Origin of the sequence: Leucobacter triazinivorans (assembly GCF_004208635.1) — a bacterium.
GTDB lineage: Bacteria > Actinomycetota > Actinomycetes > Actinomycetales > Microbacteriaceae > Leucobacter > Leucobacter triazinivorans.
In genome coordinates, this window is record NZ_CP035806.1 from 355,068 (window position 1) to 372,996 (window position 17,929).

The following is a 17,929-nucleotide window of genomic DNA, read 5'->3' on the forward strand; positions in this document are numbered from 1 at the left end:
CACTTCAGCACCGAGGAGGTGCACCATGCGATACCGCCATGCCAAAAATCGGCCTCCACGTCATTCCACGGGTCAGTTATGCCCACCTCTCAGATGTATTGCCCTCCGGGATTCGCCGGTTGTGCAGCAAAGAGGAGGACGAGCGATGGCCACATACGAGGATCGCCAAGCCGCGCGTGACGCAAAGCTCGATGAGCTACATGAAACGTTGTCCAGCGCGGTCGAGCAACTGGTGTCAGGTGAAGACTGGAAGCGCGCTCTGACGTTCGCAGCAAACTTTCGCAGTCGTTCGTTCAACAACACCCTGCTGATTTGGGTGCAGCACCAAGCCGCGTTCGAGCAGGGGTTGGTACCTGACCCGATCCCGTCTTACATTGCCGGGTATAGGCAATGGCAGGGTCTCGGCCGTCAAGTACAGAAGGGACAGCCGGGATATCAGATCCTTGCTCCCGTTACCGGTCGATTCGCTTCGGCGACACCTGCGGACGCGGAGTCTTGGCGCAGGCTCAAGAAGTTCGAGAAGCCTCGCCCGGGTGAGGCCGTGCGCTCGAAGATGATCGGGGTGCGACCCGCCTATGTGTGGGATGCTTCACAGACCGCGGGCGATCCCTTGCCTGAACCGCCTTCGCCAAAGCTGCTCGAAGGCGAAGCACCCCGAGGACTGTGGTCAGGGCTCGCTGCGCAGATCGAAGCTGCTGGGTTCTCGCTGGGTGATGCACCGGATGCGGCATCAATCCACGGGGCAAACGGAGTGACGAACTACACCGATCGCACCGTGCTCGTACGTGCCGACATTGATGACGCGGCCCGGGTGAAGACGCTCGCACACGAGCTGGGACATGTGCTCATGCACGATCCCAAGAGCAGCGAGGTACGTCTGCACCGCGGAATTGGTGAGGTCGAGGCCGAATCAGTGGCGCTGATGATCGGGGCCGCGCACGGCATGGACACCAGCATCTATACGATCCCGTACGTCGCAGGTTGGGCAGCAAACGTTGATGGCAAAGAGCCAGTCGAGATCGTCAAGGCCACCGGTGATCGAGTGCGAGCCACCGCTCTGAAGGTCCTGGATCAACTCGATACTGAGCAGCTCGGCAACGGCACCCCGCCCGGCCTTGAACGGGATGTACCGCAGCGGCAAGCACCAAAGACGGAGCGTACTTCCATTGCGCATCCGGTGGGCCGTACTGCGGGATCCACACCACTGAGAGAACCAGCTGCAGCAACGGCGAGGAGCCTCTCGTGAACGCGCGTCTGAGTTCGTGCTCGGCAGTACTGGGACAGATGCCGGAGCAGGTGAGTACCTTCGCAGTGGCGAGCAAGCTCGCTTCACTTGGCGTGCCCGTGTTTCCGGTCTGGTCAGATTCGAAGCGACCGGCGACGCGCCACGGCTTTCATGATGCCAGCACGGACATTGAACAGATTGAAGCCTGGTGGTCATCGACCCCAAATGCCTCACTCGCGATACCGACGGGTCAAGCATCTGGCGTCGTTGTTGTCGACGTCGATGTGCACGGCCGCGTGAACGGCTACGAGGCCGCGACGCGTACCGAACGCGCAGGGCTGCTCTCGGGGTGGGAGCTAATGGTCCGCACTCCCTCTGGCGGCATGCACTTGTATTACCCCGCGGTCGATGACGCCGAGCAGCGGTCCTGGCAGTCAGCGAGTTCGGGCATCGACTTTCGAGGTGACGGCGGTTACATCATCGTCCCGCCGTCCATGCGAATGATTGGTAAGCATCTTGAGCGGTACACGGTTGAACGAATGAATCATGGTCTTACGAGCAGCCTTGACGCAGATCGACTTCGCGAGTTCCTCGACCCGAAGCCCGACCGAATCCGTCGCCCAGCCACAGGTGATCGCGGGATGGAAGTTGGTCGGCTTGCGGCGTGGGTGTCGCGTCTGCAAGAGGGCGAAAGGAATCACGGACTGTTTTGGGCGGCTTGCAAAATGGCCGAACACGATATCCCATCAGACACGGCACTCGACGCGCTTGCTGCAGCCGGTAGCAGTGCCGGACTCGCCGAGCGCGAGATTCTTACGACGGTGCGGTCGGCGTATCGAACCGTTCACGGCGCACCTGCACGAGAACCGTCTACGGCAGCACTGTCGTCGCCTGACCGGCCACCGCCTACCTCAACACGAGCGCAGGTGCTCTCGTGAGCACATCACCATCTAGTCACCGTTGGGCGGTGCGGACCGCGGTCTGCGGGACCGTGTTCATCGCAGTGGGCGCCTTCTGGCTGTCGTTCACGTCGCTCGCCGACCTTGCGCACCGATCTGGGATCGGTGCGGGACAAGCTTGGGCGTGGCCACTCATCGTGGACGGCATCATCGTGGTCGCAACCGTGGCTGTGGTCGCCCTCGCTGGCAATCGCGCCTCCTGGTACCCATGGGTGCTCCTGGTCGGTGGTGCGGTGGTGTCGGTGACGGCCAACGCAATCCACGCGATCATTGCCGCCGATGCCGACGTGCCCAGCATCCTCGCCGGAGCCGTCGCTGCGGTACCTCCAGTGGTGCTCCTGGCAATCACGCATCTCACAGTGATCCTGGCCCGGGCGTCGGGTTCGAAAGAAGTCGAGTCATCAATCGAAGCCTTCGAAGAAGTTGAAGCCGAGACCGCAGCACCTGATCGCCGCGCTCTCGCGTCGGCGCTACGCGGCATCGGCTGGACGAACAAACAAATTGCGAACGAACTCGATGTGCACCCCTCGACTATCGGCCGCTGGCTTTCCGCTGATGACCCCGAGGTGGCTGAAAGTGATACGCACCTACTCGCCAGTAGCGAATCAGCAGAGGAGAGATCATGAATGTCAACAGAGATCCCCGACCCGTACTTGGCGATGTTGCCGGGATCGACGGTATTCCCGATGCAGTTGAAGCAGCATCATCACGGCGACTTCGCGGGCTGCCGATCAACCCGTCTATAGCCACCGCCCGCGGTGTTGAATGGGTGCGGCCTACGGATCTCGTGGCCCGCGGCGCATCTCGGGTTGCCGGGGCTGGAATCGACTTTCAGAGAGAACTCGCGCGTCGTGCTCGCGCTGCAACATCCGACCACGTGCGTGCGCTCGGGCAGCGAGCACGGAGTCTCCCACCGCTGTCGGCGTTTGGGCGAGGTGGCATTGACCGTGGCATGGATCGAGGCGCCGTCGGCATGCGCTGAGCACGCGTCGGTACGGAGGCAGATCATGCAGAAACTTGCGGAGGGTCAGATCGTGGGAACCGGTGTGCACCTGCTTGCCAGGAGGTTCCACACAATGATTACTGCAACCCAGAACGCGGCTTCCGAAGACTACACAAGTAGCGAAGGACTGCGCAGAGTGCTCAAGCGATTGCATCAGCAAGGGCCGGGCGCATGGCAACGCGACCCAGTTGCCGCTGATCTCATGAGCTTCGCCGCTGAAAAGTATGCAGCCCTCGCGCGGAAGCACGGTCTCGACCCATGGGAGGCAGCAAGTGCCGCATTTGACGTAATGCGACTTCGCTCTACTAGGCTCGCCAACGATCCCTGGGCGGTCGTCACCCGCGGCGTGCAAGTCACCTGCATCGCAGAAGAGCGCGGACAAGGGCTGCTGTGCTCCACAAACAAGGCCCGCCGCCCACACATCTCCGAGCTGCATGACCCCGAGCGCATCTCCGATCGTGAGACACCGCTCTCTGATTACCATCCCTCGTTTCGCACGACCGATCACTTCGAGTTCGAAGAAGAGCCAGTTAATGACGAGCCGCAGACCGAGACATCAGTTGCGCGTGCGTCCGCGCGCACAGCGGTCGCTGATGCGGTGCGACTGTTCACCTTGCTTGATTGGCCCGAAGATGTTGCCACGCTCGCGATCGACAGGGTCTGCGAAACGACCGAACGCGCCGGGTCACGAGCGAGTGCTTACGAAGCTCTCCGACGCGACAAGCACGCGCTCGTGCTGCTTGATCTGCCCGCGGCGTCATGGTCCGCACTGCTTCGCGCGATCCTCGGGAACACACATCCGGCATTGCAGGCAACCTCGGCAGGTAGGGGCGTGCTGCTGCGCCTGCTGCTCGGCGAAACGGTGCACTCGCTGCTGCACGACGAGGATCTCGTGTTTCAGATCGCACTCGCGGCTCCGAAGCGAGGCGAACGGTCATGAGCAACAGGGACGACAATTTCGTCGTCATCAGAACCGTCGACTCCATTCAGGTCGGCAACCGACACCGCAAAGACCTCGGTGATATCGATGCACTCGCCGCGTCGATCCAACGCGACGGCTTGCTGCAGCCAATCACCGTTACCCCCGAAGGTGTGCTTGTGTGCGGTGCGCGGCGACTCGCCGCAATCAAACAGCTCGCATGGGATGAAGTGCGAGTGTGGGTGCGCTCTGGCATCTCCACCCAGCTCGGGTACATGCTCGCCGAACAGAACGACAACATGCTCCATAAGCCGCTCAGCCAGTTGGAAGCAGCGGAGCTGTATCGGGAGATGAAGGTGATTCTCGCCGAGGATGCTGCACAGCGAAAAGCTGCAACGCAGTTCGTGAGCGGTGAAAACCGCGGAATGTCCGGTCCCGCCGATTCGGCGGGACCGTCAACTGAGCCACGTGGGGATGCGCGGCGCCAGGCTGCCGAGATGGTCACCGATACGTCCTCCTACACCCGCCTCGAAGAGATCAATTTCATCCAACGCATCGCCGAAGACTCGAACCAGCCCGAGGAAATTCGTGCCGCGGCACAAGGCTTTCTCGACGACATTCGCGACGAGGCTCCAGTGCACCCGTGCTGGCAACAGTTGAAGGAGCTGCTCGCGGTGGCGAAGGCAGATCGTGACGTCTTGCTGCACCGGATCGCCGAAGAAAAACTTGCCGAGCTGCGGGCGGAGCAGAAACCGAAGAAGCGTGGGCAACGTGCCTCCACAGCAGCCCGGATGGAACCGATGCCTGTGCGGGCATTCGTGATCACTTGGATCGAACTCGGCAACCTGTACCCGGTCACTGACCCAGCCCTCATCGCCGCAAAACTGACGCAGGCCGAAGCCGAAATGTTCTTTACCGTTATCGACAACTGGGTCAAGTTTGCGGATCGCCTCCGTGAAGCACTCGACCAGCTCGACGACGACGATGAGGCAAAGCCCACCTCCGCGCCGTCTAAGAGATAGACGTGTCTTGAATAGGCTTGAGCCATGCCTCGCCAACAAGAAACCAAAAGCCGTCTGGTCACCTCGCTCGTGCCCTCGCTCTCTCGAAGCCTCGCCGAGCAGTTCAATGTCTTTCGGGTCATGCATCACGGCACTCACGAAAAACAACTCTCGAACGTCTTAGCCTGGCTCCTGCGGGCCGATGGAACCCACGAGCTGGGTGACACCTTCCAAAAGATCTTCTTGAGGAGGATCAACGCCGCGCTTCCCGAGGGCCTCGGATTCCAGACCTCCGGGTATCGGGTCAGCCAAGAAGTGGACACCTCCGGCGATGCCGCGACAGGCAAGGACATTGCCGACATTGTGCTCATGACAGCTCACGAGAGCGTCGTTGTTGAGAACTTCGGCACCTCCGACGGGCACGGCCATGACTATTTTGGCTACCTTGCCCACGGTGCTCAGGGCGGAAGACGTAGCGTCGTCGTGCTGCTGTGCATCCGACGAGAGAGCGAACTTCAGACCGATGGATGGGAACAAGCGGTCGTTCTCACCTATGCGGATCTCCTCAGTGACCTGCACGCGCACGTCAAAGCAGACAAGAAGTGGCGTCGAGACCACCCGCAACAGAACTTCTTCATTAACGAACTGGTCGAAAACTTCGTGGAAGGACCAAGCCCCGTGAATACTGCCGATCGGATAGCTTTCATCAAGACAATGTGTGAGACGGGAGAATCTGCTCGATACGGGCAACGTCCCCAGGATGCGGCCGCAGAACAGTTCTCCCAGACACTCGCGCAGCACGCGAAGCAGCAGTTTGAAGACGGCCGAAAGGTCCTTGGTGAAATCAAGCGGTACCTCCGCCAGTACGCAGAGCGACGACTCATGCACCAGGTCAATGAGGCACTCGGCGAGGAAGTTGTTGTCAAAGTTCTAGCGAATTTCGTGGGCCAATGGGAGTGGTACGTGCGGCTCCTCGACACTAACGGCGACGTAGTTGCAGGGCTCGTGTTTGGTCCGACCGTAGCCACCTACAATGACGAAGTCCCTGAGCCAGTCCAAAGCCCAGACTTCAGCAAAATATTTATCCTCATGCGCTCCTCAGATACTGCCCCTAAACGAAGCCTTCAGCAAACGGATATCGGCATAGACGAAGTACTCAAAGGGTTTGAACCAGCGGATGATCGACTCGCTCAAGCAGTGATCCCACTTGTGCAGGCGCACTATGCGACTCAAGATTGATTGCGCATCGCTGCTACCGTTTCGAACCGGCCGACACGCTCAATCTTGCCTTCGTAGCATGCGGCGAAGTCACGCAATCTCTTTCTGGCGTCAGTAAGTTGTTGCGAGGTGAGGTCCGCAGTGACCGGCGCTTCACCTTCTGCATACGCCGACAACACCAGTCGGCCACGGGCATGACGCATGATCGATTCCCAGTCATCGTGCGAAAGATATGACGCTGAGCCGCCGAGCGCGAGCACGAGATCAAACTGTGTCCCTGATAGGTTGCGGCGCGCGAGCGTGTCCGCGAACGTTCTTGGCTCAACCCGCGCCACGAGCGGGTGCTTCCGCACCAATTCATTGAGCATCGCCTGAGACGGGTCTATCGCTGTTAGTCGAGGGGCTTCTGTCAGCCCCAAATCAAGAGTGAGCCCGGTGCCTGCACCGATGTCTAGCGTGCGGCACTTGCGGTAACCGTCGGTGGCTACGTCTACGAGGCGCGTGAACCCTCGTTGTTCTTCGTCAGACGCGGTGAAGTCGCGATCCCAGTAAGTTGCGATTGCGTCGTAGCCGGAGCGGAACTCGCTCTTCGTGCGTGGCATGTTCTGCGGGCCGTAGATGTGGTCAGCTCTGCCTCTGTTGATCAGCGTCACGTCGTCGTGTTCTCGATCCATGGTCCAGTACTTCCAACCGTTGTGAACGAGGTAAATGCGTGTCGATTTGTAAAACTTCTGCGGCTCACCGAACGTGTGGATTACCCGAGCTGCCCTGACAAAGTCGGCCTTTGTCATTCCTTCAGTTCGCTCAGCGATGTATTCGTGTGGTGCGCCCTCAGCGTAGGTCACTGCGAAGACCCAGTCCAACTTCACAATCTTGTTTTGCCACCATTCAAGGTCTTTCTCGGTGATCGGCAACACGCTTACGTTCTTCTCAATACTCACTTGCTCACTCAACTATCTCTGCGCGTCTTGGATGACGTGCATCTTCTTGTGATTTCGAGTATCAGGCCAGCCACCGACATTCCTCGGTCAGTCGGATTCTGTGCTGGGTCACGTAAGGATGTCGACAAGACCTCATAGTCAGCGGCGTGCACCTAGTGGGCATGAAGACTTCACCCGACACGCGCACACGCCGAAAGCTCATCGCTCTGACACTCAGCGGCGCAATCCTCATCGCCCTGGTCGCATTTGGTGGTTACGGGCTACTCACCGGATCCCGCGATGCACCGCCCCCAGAGCCTCCAGCTTCGTCTCCGGTGGCCCCCGCTACGCCTTCTCAACCGGGTACCTCGCGGCCAGTCGCACCTCGGATCGCTCCCACAAGTGATCCCGAGCTGTTCGCTCGTCGTGTTGCAGCTGCATTGTTCACTTGGGACACCGGGGGCGGGCTGGTGCCGCTCGACTACACATCGGCGATCCTCGACGTTGGTGACCCATCCGGCTACGAGCAAGCCGGGCTCGCCGCAGACATTGCCAGCTACGTCCCCACGCGTGACGCATGGGTGCAGCTGCGCGAGTACGCGACCACTCAGTCGATCGAGATCGAAACCGTCGATGTGCCCGACGCCTGGGCAGACGCGGCCGCGCAAGCGAGACCTGGGCAGCTCCCTCCCGGTGCAATCGCGTACACGGTCAATGGCATTCGTCACCGAAACGGTGTCTGGAACAGCACCGCAGAATCACTCTCAGTGCCGGTCGCATTCACGCTGTTCATGGCCTGCCCTCACGATGGCGATCCCTGCTACCTGCTCCGACTTTCGCAGCTCAATAACCCACTTCGGTAGGAGCATTCAATGTTGAAGAAGCTGGCCATCGGAGCCCTTACCTTAGCCTTTGTGGCGCCGACGTTCGGACTCGTAAGCGTCGGGCTCATCATGAATCCCGCCGTAACGACGATCTGCACTGTTGATGGTCTTTCTGTACGTAACGTGCCCGATTCGCTCACTGTGACGACCACGAGTGGGCACACGTTCGAACTGAACAAAAAGCAACTCACACACGCGGCCACGATCATCACTGTCGGTTCCGAGATCGATGGCGTCACCCGTGACGCGTTGAAGATTTCACTCATGGCGGCGCTTACCGAGTCGACGCTGCAGATGCTCGCGAACACCGGCACCTATCCAGAATCACGCGACTACCCGAACGACGGTAACGGCTCGGATCACGACTCGCTCGGTCTGTTCCAGATGCGCCCCCAATCTGGATGGGGCACGGTAGCCGAACTGATGGACCCGAAATACCAAGCAGCGGCATTCTTTGGCGGGCCGACCGGACCGAACTACCCATCGCCGAGGGGCCTGCTCGATATCCCCGGATGGCAATCAATGGGACTCGGTGAAGTCGCCCAGGCTGTGGAAGTGTCGGCATTCCCAGACCGATACGACAACTATGCGCCTGTCGCCGAGGAGATCCTCGTCACCCTCACCGCCGGAAGGGCCACGGCCAGCGCTTCAGCAGCAGACTCTGCCGTGCGTGCCGTGCCTGCCACGAAGCCGACGGTGTCCTCGAAAGTGGTGTTTCCGCTGCCCGAAGGCACCTGGGCAGTCACAGATAACTTCGGACCCCGGATTGATCCGATCTCTGGAGAACAGAGCACCCACTACGGACTCGATCTCGGTGCTGCAGACGGCACCCCGATCCTGGCTGCTGCCGACGGAGTCGTCACTGTTGCCGAGTTCTCGGGTAACTTTGGTGGGCTGATCATCATCGAGCATCAGCTCGGTGGTGAGACCATCGCGACCGCGTACGCACACATGTGGCAGCACGGCATTCACGTGATCGCAGGCGAACGCGTTATCGCAGGTCAACATATTGGCGACGTCGGCTCGTCAGGCTACTCAACCGGAGCGCACTTGCACTTCGAAGTACGTCCAGGCGGCACCAACGGTGCTGCGATCGACCCTGCAGCGTGGCTCAACGCTCACAACGCTGCGGACCTCCCCGAAGCGACTACTGGGCATTCTGGCTGCATGAGCTGGGGTGCATGATGGACGTCTTTCCTGACTTTGGCGGCCTCGGAGGTATCGGCGACCTCAAGGTCGTCATTGGCGCCATGCTCACGATCATTCTGGTCGTCGCGGTGCTCATGGTCATCGTCAGCGCGATCCTCTGGGCAGTCGCGTCGTCGACCGGTAATCCTGGCCTCGCTTCCAAAGGCCGTATCGGAGTTCTCGTCGCGGCCGGAGCCGCAACCCTCGCCGGATGCGGCGTCGCCTGGATCAACTGGCTCATCAGCCTCGGTGCACAATTTTGAGCTAGTTCATCAGCGCAACTGCTTATGGATAGCATTGCAGCATGGGGCTTGACCAGATCCTTCAACTTGGGCTTACAACATTTGTCTCCGCGGCTGCTGGTTCTGGTTTGATAGTTTTTCTCAGTTGGAATTCTCGCCGGATCGCTCGTCGAAATTACGCAAAAGAGCAGCTACTTGGAGCGATCGAGGAACACATTCGAGCGCTCGAATCTTATGACAATCTCTTCCAACAGCAAGCATTGCTTGGTGTTGGAAATGCACAATCAAATAAGGGACAGTTCGCCCCTCAGAAACCGTCAACACAAAGCTTGGTGCTGGCATTTAGAAGATCAGCAATCGAACTTCCGCTTAAGGCACAGCTCGCAATTGGACAAGCCGAGCGGCTCGCGCTCGCAGCTTCACCAGAGCATCCCCAAAGAGCAAAACTTGCAGATTGGGAGTCTGAGGCAGCCGAATTCAACATGCTCGCAGTTTGCATCTCAGCCTGGGACGGGAAAAGTAGCTCTCTGCCTGAAGTTCGTCCGAATCGGACAGCCCGAGCAGACCTGAAAGCACTAGGCGAGTTGGATTATCCTTCGAGCAAAGCACTTCCTGATCTGGACTACCATGTTCTGCCTTCAAATAGGCACAAGAAGGCAACTTACTTCGACCTTAATCGTTGACCTGAAGTCCTCGAACACTGACTTATGCGAGTAGTCAAATACTGATACGACGGACGTAAATAGAGTCATTCTCTTAGCGACTCCGATCTTGAGCATGAACCGTGGTCGTTGTCGTGCACCTGCTTGGCGACCCTGTTTCGCCGACCGCCGCTCTGGCGGTTCTACCGCAAGGAGCACGCCGTGTTCGAACTCACCTCAACGCTGATAGAAGCATCCGCTCAGTTGTCTGCCATGGTGCCGATGAATATTGACATCACTCCGAATGATTCTGGGCTTCCTGGCATCTCGCAGCTTCGCACCATCGTTGGCGCGGTCATGACTGTCGGCCTGATCCTCAGTGTGCTCGCGCTCATTGTGTCGGCGATCGTCTGGGGCTTCGGGTCGAACTCCTCGAATCCGCACCTGGCATCGCGCGGCAAGGTGGGCGTACTTGTCTCATGCGGTGCTGCTGTGCTCTGCGGCGCAGCCGTCACCCTTATCAACTTCTTCTGGGCCGTAGGCCAGCAGGTTTGATCCGCACTCATCACTAACCCAGAAGGGGCATCTGATGAGTGTGTGCGACATCCCAGTCATCTCAGCAGTCTGCGAAACCGCCGGTGAAGCGGCGGCGACTCTTGTTTCAGCGCCATTCGACTGGCTTGCCTCGACGATGGGGCAAGCAGCCGGATGGCTACTCGAAACAATGTGGCAAGTCTTCGACTCGACGACCCTCGTTGATGTCACGAGCGACGGCTATCTCGGCGTCTACAACCTTCTATTTGGGATCGGCGTTTTCGTCGTCCTCCTGTTCTTCACCTTCCAGCTGGTGCTTGGCCTGATCCGCCGCGAGCCTGCTGCACTTTCACGTGCAGCGCTGGGGGCTGCGAAAGCGGTCCTCGGCTCATTCGTTGTCATCACATTGACCGCGACCGCGCTTGAGGTCGTTGATCAGCTCTGCATCGGCATCGTGCAAGCTGCCGGAGAAACCACCGGCACCATGGGAGACAAAATCATGCTCCTGACAGCTGGGCTTTCGACAATCAACGTCGCGGCCCCAGGCGTCGGGGCGATCGTGACGATATTCCTCGCCGGACTCATGATCTGTGCGGTCGCAATCGTGTGGTTCTCACTCCTGATCCGCAAAGCATTGCTGCTGGTTGCGATTGTGCTCGCTCCGATCGCGTTCGCTGGCGCCGCATGGGATGTCACCCGTGGATGGGTCGGGAAATGGGCCGCGTTCGTGATCGCGTTGATCGTTTCAAAGCTGGTGCTTGTGGTCGTCTTCCTCATCGCGATCACTCAGATCTCCACCCCGATCGCTGTTGATCTCGCGGCGGTGACCGAACCTGTGAGTGGGATCGTGCTGCTCTTCATCGCGGCGTTTGCCCCGTACATGGTGTACCGGTTCATTTCGTTCCTCGGCTTCGATCTGTACCACGCCATGGGTAGCGAACAAGAGGCCAAGAGTGCCATCAACCGTCCTGTTCCCGTGCCCGCCAAAGCACAGGGTGACGGAGTCAAGAAGATTCTCGATGGTGGCGGTAACGGTGGATCCGCTGCAGGCGCCACCGGTGCGAAATCTGCCGCTTCCGGTGCCGGTGGTGGCGCAGCAGCGAGTACAGCTGGCGGCTCTGGCGGTGCAGCAGCAGGGGGTGCCGGAGCAGGTGCGGCAGCGGCAGGCCCTGCCGCCGCAGTCGTCATAGGTGCAGAAGTCGCGAAAGCTGCGGCTACGGCAGGACCGAAACTCGGCGGCGCCGTCGGAAGCACCGCAGAGACAGCGGCTGGTTCCGCTGGCCAGACCGCGGAGCCAACCGCAACATCTCAGGCAGCTCGACCTGCCTCGCCACAACCGAGGGCACCGTCGGCTGACCCTGCACCACCGAGGCCCGCGCCACCTGCACCGAGACTTCCGAAGGAGTAACTCGCCATGTCTTCGAAGAACGCGCCGAACCATAGCTCTGGAGAACTCACGCCAGTGAAGTTCTCCAGGCTCACCCGCCGCGGCATTCTGCTCGGCTTCTCCGTATCTCAGCTCGTCACCCTTGGAGTCGCCGTCGGGGCTCTGGTGTGGGCGTTCTACGCAGGAGGCGGCATACTCATCGCGTTCACCGCGCCTATTTGGGTGTCTGCTGCTGCGCTGACGTGGATACCGATCGCAGGGCGTGCGCTCGTCGAATGGATCCCAGTCGCGTTCTGGTGGATGTGGAAGTCAACCGGAGGGCAGCTACTGTACCGTCGTAGGGTGGTGACGCCCCGACCTGCAGGGACGCTCTCTCTACCTGGAGACATGGCTCGGCTTCGCGAATACGAAGATCCCGTCACTGGCGCGGGAATGGTCCATGACCCTGCAGCAGGAACTCTGACTGCCGTACTCCAAGTGACCCATCCCGCGTTCGTGCTCCTCGACCCGGGCGAGCAGGAACGCCGGGTGGCCTCGTGGGGTCGAGTGCTTGCGACTGTCTGCCGCTCCGGGCGAATCTCCATGCTGCAAATACTGGAGCGCACTCTGCCTGATACCGGTACAGGACTTGCCGAATGGTGGGCGGCGCACGGGACACAGGACGATACCTGGGCATCAACGACGTACGCGGAACTTATCGATCGGGCGGGCCCCACTGGGGAGCGTCATGCGACGACGCTGTCGCTTTCGCTCGACATGCGCGCAGCATCGCGTCAGATTCGCACAGCGGGCGGCGGAGTTCGCGGAGGTGCCGCCGTCTTACGGCAAGAAATGTCCACGCTTGTCGCCGCCCTGCGATCTGCGGATCTCGCACCATCCGCGTGGCTCAACTGCGGGCAGATCGCAGTGATTCTGCGCTCTGCGTATGACCCGGCTATCGCTGCAACGCTCGAACGTCACGGCGAACTTGGCCAGTCTCTCGCAACTGCTGGGCCGGTCGCGGTCAATGAGTCATGGTCAGGACTCCGCACCGATTCTGCCCATCACGCAGTGCTGTGGATCAACGAATGGCCGAGATCGATGGTGTTCCCTGGGTTCCTGGCGCCAGTGCTTCTGTCGAGCGGCATCCAACGCTCGTTCTCGCTGCTGTGCACCCCGATGCGTTCCGACCAGGCGGCCCGAGACATTCGCAAGAAGAAAACCGAGTACATTTCTGACGCCCATCAGCGGCAGCGGATCGGACAGATCGAGGACGCATCGCAGACCGCCGAGTTCCATGACGTGCTTCAGCAGGAAGCTGACCTGACCGCCGGGCACGGTGTGCTGCGCTATACCGGCCTCATCAGTATCTCGGCTTCGAACACCGAAGAACTCGACGCATCGATTGCTGCGATCGAACAAGCCGCTATCCAGGCTTCATGCGAGACGAGACTACTCGTCGGCCAACAAGCCCAGGCGTTCACTGCGGCGGCGCTGCCGCTCTGCCGTGTGATCTGACCCCTTTTCTAAACTTCCGGAGATTTCCCGTCTTTTTGAGAGAGGGCCTTCACCACAGGGACAGCGAGAACAACTGCGGCGGCTGCCCCGCCTTTCAGTACATTCACGCCGACTTCGCGCCCGGCTGACTTCAGTTGCCTGCTGTCTTTTACCGCCTCTCGCCAAGGAACCGTGACCAATTCTTCGCGAGCAATTTCAATCCCAAGTGGGAAGTGAAATTCCGCAACCAACTCCCCAGTCACGTTTAGCGCGCCCACTACGTCACGTGCCGCACGCGAGTGGAGGATGATGTTGGCGTTAACGATCTCGCCTGCACGATCAAGCTGGCTCATGAGTTTGCTGGTGCGGGCGAGAACTTCATCTCGGCGAATTTGTCCTGCTTTTGCGAGTCCTGCTCTGTGCCCTCCAAGGTTCTCGGGAGCTGTGGCAATAACATGATCTAGCTCAACGACGTGGAACTCATCGTGAAGTTCAAAGCATCGCGCCAAAATTGCTAGTTGCATGGCAACATCTTGTTCAATCTCGCGAACAACTTTACGGAGTTGACCAGTTTTCTCTTTGCTCTCGACTTTGTCTGCAAGCGCACCGAGGGCCGCGAGGGCATTCTCTTGCACGTTAGTGATTTGACCAGAAACTTTGCTCACCTTGTCCCAAAGTGTTTTCGGGTCGCCACCATGTTCACGTATTGTCATAGCTTCTTGAATCTCCGCAGCGGCAGTCCGCATTCTCGCGAGGACTTCATCTTTTTGAGCGCGTCGAACGTCATCGAGCTTCTCATCGAGCTTCACAATGAGTTCCTTGAGTTCCTGCGCTTCAGCTTGCTGCGCGGCTTGGCTCATGAGTCCGCCGATACCACTCAACACTGCGGGGTTCGTCGCCAAGGACAGGGGCCCGTCCTGCACTTGAAGCCACTTCATAGTGTGGTCACCAGTCTTGCCTAGCATCGCGTGGCTAATGCCCTTGGTTTTGGTCTTCATGAGTCCACCTGCATCCTGCAGGCGACGCGCTGATTCTGGAGTGAGCTTTAAGTACAATGCTGATTGCTCCGCCACCCCGGAGAGCGTTTCGGCAACGTCAGCTCCTGAGCGGAACATCTCATTGAGTCGTGCAAGTGAAACAGGGCGAGCCTTCGGCAGCCATTCATGGTCTTTAAGGAATCTCGCGAGAGCGGATTCGTTTCCTTTCAGGACGGCTCCATCGCCATCGCTGATGATCTCAACCTCTTCAGACATACTCTCCCTCTTCCCAATTACAAGAGTACTTTGCACATCCGACACCTCTCGTGGTGGCGAAGTGCACCTGCTCCGTGACCAACATCAACTTTTCGATACGGGAGCGCGAGATGCCTACCTACTACGACCCCGGCGCTGACGCCGGTGACGCCTACGAAGCGCTGCGGGGGCTGGCCCACGCGAGCCGCCGGTTCGAGCATCCGAAGGACTTGTACGGCGTTGTGGGTGATCTGCTTGGCGGGGTGCGATCGCTGAGACAGGTGCTCGACCAACTTGCCACTGCTCACGCTTCCAACAGACCACTGGCCTTCGACGACAACGGCGACCACTCGGCAGGATCCAAAGATGCGCTGGCAGCAGCAGACGAGCTTCACCAGGCCGCAACGTTCATTGACCAGGCCGAAGAGCGACTGAACGCGGCGATGTCAGCAGCTGGCAGAATCGCGTGGCATTCCGAGCCTTCCAACAGTCCGGTGTCAGTCCAGCGCTGGATCAGCGTCTGCTTTCTGCAAGGCGATGACGCAGACGAGCTGCTGCAGATGATCGATGATGAAGGTGCCGATGCCGCGCTGGCCTACTTAAAGAACTGGGACTACGGCGACGAAACAACCCAAGCTGCACTTGAGAACGGCTACGTTTACGACCTACCGCCCACCGGCCCCCTAGAGCAAGAGATCCGTAGCGGAAACTACGACATGACCTTCAGCCACTCGTTCGGCCATGTCGGTCTCTACCGTCTCCACGAGATCAACCCCACCGACGCCATCACGGACGAACAGCCCATTCGAACAGGATCACTCGCGAATGATTTGCAGCCCACCGCATCACCGTCGTCATGGTTCGAACACCCTGGCATCGCAGCGGTCAAGCGAGCGAGGGGTCTGGGGCTGTGAACAAAGACGAGACCGAACGCCTACACACCTCTGTACTCGTCGCACCGACAGCCGAGAAACGTCGCCTGCGTAAACAGCGGAGCGCGGCAGTCAAGAAACTTCAACTCGAACAGCGTGAAGCCGAGAAGCGTGCGTTGCGCAAGAAGCACGAAGCGGAACAAGCTGAGCGCCGATCCACCATCTACCTGCCGAGCGCAGGCGCACCCGGCCCTGTCCAGCTACGTTCACCCGGCAAGTTCAAGCTTCCGCGGCACCAGGACACGTCAGCCACCCTTGCAGGCGCATACCCGTTTCTTGCCGAAGGTGGGCTCGGATCCGACGGTGTCTTCGTCGGTCAGGATCTCTACTCGGGCGGCTCATTCGTGTACGACCCCTGGGTGCTCTACGCTCGCGGCCTCATCACTGCACCAAATCTTGTGCTCGCGGGCATCGTCGGCTCCGGCAAGTCATCACTCGCCAAGAGCCTCTACACGCGGTCACTCCCGTTTGGGCGACGCGTCTACGTACCCGGCGACCCCAAAGGCGAGCACACAGCAGTAGCTGAAGCAGTTGGCGGGCGCGCGATCGTGCTCGGACACGGACTCAGCACACGTCTCAACCCGCTCGATGAAGGCTACCGCCCCCTCGGAATGAGCGATGAGACATGGGCATCGACCGTTGCTGCTCGGCGGCGTGACCTCATCGGCGCACTCGCTGAAACAGTGCTCACACGCCCACTAACTCCGCTGGAACACACCGCGATTGACACTGCACTGACCGAAACAGTCCGAGCAAACACAGTGCCGATCCTGCCCATGGTCGTAGAGCAAATCCTCTCACCAAGCAGCACAGCCGACCCTGACGGCCGCCTGGCAGAAGACGGCCGTCTCGTCGGTCACGCACTCCGACGCCTGGTCGCAGGTGATCTCGCGGGGCTCTTCGACGGACCATCGACCGTGCAGTTTGACCCGACCCTGCCGATGATCTCACTCGATCTTTCCCGAGTTGCAGAGAACTCGACCCTCATCTCAGTGCTCATGACCTGTTCTTCAGCGTGGATGGAGTCTGCACTGCTCGACCCAAACGGCGGACAGCGGTGGTGCATATACGACGAAGCATGGCGACTCATGTCGCACCCTGCACTGCTGAAGCGGATGGATGCGCACTGGCGACTGGCACGCCACTACGGCATCGCCAACATGCTCATCTTCCACAAACTCACCGATCTGGAAAACGTCGGTGACCAAGGCTCAGCCATGCGCGCCCTCGCAAACAGTCTGCTTGCGAACGCAGAAACGAGAATCATCTACCGGCAAGAATCAGACCAGCTCGGCGTCACCGCAGCATCGCTCGGACTCACCGGCACCGAGCAGAAACTCCTGCCTGGCCTCGGCGTGGGTCAGGGGCTTTGGCGAATCAAAGATCGATCATTCGTGTGTCAGCACCAGCTTCATCCCGCTGAGCTGGAACTCTTCGACACGACCGGCCGAATGGTTAGTTGATGCAGATCATGGCTCGTGCTGCATCGAGCACTCAACGAGCGTCTGAACAGGTGTTTTTCCAGGCACTACGGCACCGATCGACAAGATTGGTCGCTGTTAGATGGAGCTCCGAGGAAGTGAACTCCCCGTCTTGCTTGGTATTAACTTGCAACAGAATACCCGGGCCTGTGTCATCTACTGCATGGAGGACGCGTGCAAGCTTACCCATAAATGTGTTCCGTTTCCGAAAAGCCTCAGCGCGGCGCTCGAGCTCAAGAAACTCTTCAAACCTCTGGTCTCCCCATGTCCGCTTCATGGCTCTGTGAGACTCTTGCTCGTACTGCTGTAGAACATCTCGCCTCAGAACCTTCGCGGACCAAGTTTTGCTCTCCCCAGGAGCCAAAGCAATTGGGAACTTGGGAAACCCGGCGTATGGCGAACGTGAGAACTTGACAAATTCTGGGTCACCGCAGCTTTGGTCATGAATGCGAATTCGTGGAGTTATTGAACTCACTTCGACTGAGTCAAGATTCCCTCGCGGGTTTTCTAACGTCACTTCAAACACCGTTTCGGCACCAACGTCAGTCGTCGTTGCTGACAGCTTCAATGATGCTTTGCGCTTCCAGTTGTTACGACGCAATATAACGGCAAGAGTTCGACCCCCAGCACCGATCGCTGGCCCGACGATTCCATCCATACGTTTGATTGTACTTTCCCATTTGGTTC

17 protein-coding genes and 1 pseudogene are annotated in these 17,929 nt (G+C 59.4%); 15 read left to right on the forward strand and 3 right to left on the reverse strand.

Annotated elements, in window-relative coordinates; all coding sequences use genetic code 11:
- Positions 1-145: 145 nt before the first annotated feature.
- The 6 genes from EVS81_RS01625 to EVS81_RS01655 all read left to right on the forward strand — a co-directional run bounded on the left by EVS81_RS01625 (position 146) and on the right by EVS81_RS01655 (position 6,346).
- Complete coding sequence (locus EVS81_RS01625; protein WP_130108846.1) at positions 146-1,246, forward strand: ArdC-like ssDNA-binding domain-containing protein; 1,101 nt, start codon at positions 146-148, stop codon at positions 1,244-1,246.
- Positions 1,243-2,163 (forward strand): bifunctional DNA primase/polymerase, encoded by a 921-nt coding sequence (locus tag EVS81_RS01630; protein ID WP_240739914.1) that lies wholly within the window; start codon positions 1,243-1,245, stop codon positions 2,161-2,163. Before EVS81_RS01625 ends, EVS81_RS01630 begins: the two co-directional genes overlap by 4 nt.
- A gap of 29 nt (positions 2,164-2,192) precedes the next feature.
- Complete coding sequence (locus tag EVS81_RS01635) at positions 2,193-2,810, forward strand: DUF2637 domain-containing protein (protein ID WP_130111226.1); 618 nt, start codon at positions 2,193-2,195, stop codon at positions 2,808-2,810.
- A 450-nt stretch (positions 2,811-3,260) separates the two neighbouring features.
- Positions 3,261-4,127, forward strand: a complete 867-nt coding sequence (locus EVS81_RS01645; RefSeq protein ID WP_130111227.1) for a hypothetical protein — start codon at positions 3,261-3,263, stop codon at positions 4,125-4,127.
- On the forward strand, positions 4,124-5,128 hold the full coding sequence (locus EVS81_RS01650) for a ParB N-terminal domain-containing protein (protein ID WP_130108847.1): 1,005 nt from the start codon (positions 4,124-4,126) through the stop codon (positions 5,126-5,128). The genes EVS81_RS01645 and EVS81_RS01650 overlap by 4 nt, the downstream gene beginning before the upstream one ends.
- 24 nt (positions 5,129-5,152) lie before the next feature.
- Positions 5,153-6,346 (forward strand): PD-(D/E)XK nuclease family protein, encoded by a 1,194-nt coding sequence (locus EVS81_RS01655; protein ID WP_130108848.1) that lies wholly within the window; start codon positions 5,153-5,155, stop codon positions 6,344-6,346.
- On the opposite strand, the gene EVS81_RS01660 is transcribed toward EVS81_RS01655, so the two are convergent.
- A complete protein-coding gene (locus EVS81_RS01660) occupies positions 6,337-7,266 on the reverse strand; it encodes a methyltransferase (protein WP_130108849.1) in 930 nt (309 codons plus the stop codon). The genes EVS81_RS01655 and EVS81_RS01660 overlap by 10 nt on opposite strands.
- 449 nt (positions 7,267-7,715) lie before the next feature.
- Here EVS81_RS01660 and EVS81_RS16200 point away from each other — a divergent pair, with 449 nt between their 5' ends.
- The 7 genes and pseudogenes from EVS81_RS16200 to EVS81_RS01695 all read left to right on the forward strand — a co-directional run bounded on the left by EVS81_RS16200 (position 7,716) and on the right by EVS81_RS01695 (position 13,618).
- Entirely contained in the window at positions 7,716-8,108 is a 393-nt protein-coding gene (locus EVS81_RS16200) for a hypothetical protein (RefSeq protein ID WP_338034658.1), read from the forward strand.
- A 9-nt stretch (positions 8,109-8,117) separates the two neighbouring features.
- Positions 8,118-9,296: pseudogene (locus EVS81_RS01670) on the forward strand (M23 family metallopeptidase); the annotation flags it as partial.
- Between the two features lie 17 nt (positions 9,297-9,313).
- Positions 9,314-9,580 carry a DUF6112 family protein gene (locus EVS81_RS01675; RefSeq protein ID WP_130111228.1) on the forward strand — a complete coding sequence of 89 codons (267 nt, stop codon included), beginning with the start codon at positions 9,314-9,316 and terminating at the stop codon, positions 9,578-9,580.
- Between the two features lie 41 nt (positions 9,581-9,621).
- Entirely contained in the window at positions 9,622-10,242 is a 621-nt protein-coding gene (locus tag EVS81_RS01680) for a hypothetical protein (RefSeq protein ID WP_130108852.1), read from the forward strand.
- Between the two features lie 231 nt (positions 10,243-10,473).
- Positions 10,474-10,755 carry a DUF6112 family protein gene (locus EVS81_RS01685; RefSeq protein WP_130111229.1) on the forward strand — a complete coding sequence of 94 codons (282 nt, stop codon included), beginning with the start codon at positions 10,474-10,476 and terminating at the stop codon, positions 10,753-10,755.
- 34 nt (positions 10,756-10,789) lie between these two features.
- On the forward strand, positions 10,790-12,142 hold the full coding sequence (locus EVS81_RS01690) for a conjugal transfer protein TrbL (RefSeq protein WP_130108853.1): 1,353 nt from the start codon (positions 10,790-10,792) through the stop codon (positions 12,140-12,142).
- 6 nt (positions 12,143-12,148) lie between these two features.
- Positions 12,149-13,618: an SCO6880 family protein gene (locus EVS81_RS01695; RefSeq protein WP_130108854.1), complete on the forward strand. Its 1,470-nt coding sequence runs from the start codon at positions 12,149-12,151 to the stop codon at positions 13,616-13,618.
- 8 nt (positions 13,619-13,626) lie between these two features.
- Here EVS81_RS01695 and EVS81_RS01700 read toward each other — a convergent pair whose 3' ends face one another.
- On the reverse strand, positions 13,627-14,850 hold the full coding sequence (locus EVS81_RS01700; RefSeq protein ID WP_130108855.1) for a hypothetical protein: 1,224 nt from the start codon (positions 14,848-14,850) through the stop codon (positions 13,627-13,629).
- 74 nt (positions 14,851-14,924) lie between these two features.
- Between EVS81_RS01700 and EVS81_RS01705 the strand changes: the two genes are divergently transcribed.
- Together EVS81_RS01705 and EVS81_RS01710 are read left to right on the forward strand one after the other, a co-directional pair.
- On the forward strand, positions 14,925-15,743 hold the full coding sequence (locus tag EVS81_RS01705; RefSeq protein ID WP_338034659.1) for a hypothetical protein: 819 nt from the start codon (positions 14,925-14,927) through the stop codon (positions 15,741-15,743).
- Positions 15,740-17,224 carry an ATP-binding protein gene (locus EVS81_RS01710; protein ID WP_130108856.1) on the forward strand — a complete coding sequence of 495 codons (1,485 nt, stop codon included), beginning with the start codon at positions 15,740-15,742 and terminating at the stop codon, positions 17,222-17,224. The genes EVS81_RS01705 and EVS81_RS01710 overlap by 4 nt, the downstream gene beginning before the upstream one ends.
- Positions 17,225-17,255: 31 nt before the next feature.
- Here EVS81_RS01710 and EVS81_RS01715 read toward each other — a convergent pair whose 3' ends face one another.
- Positions 17,256-17,900 carry a hypothetical protein gene (locus tag EVS81_RS01715; RefSeq protein ID WP_130108857.1) on the reverse strand — a complete coding sequence of 215 codons (645 nt, stop codon included), beginning with the start codon at positions 17,898-17,900 and terminating at the stop codon, positions 17,256-17,258.
- Positions 17,901-17,929: the final 29 nt, after the last annotated feature.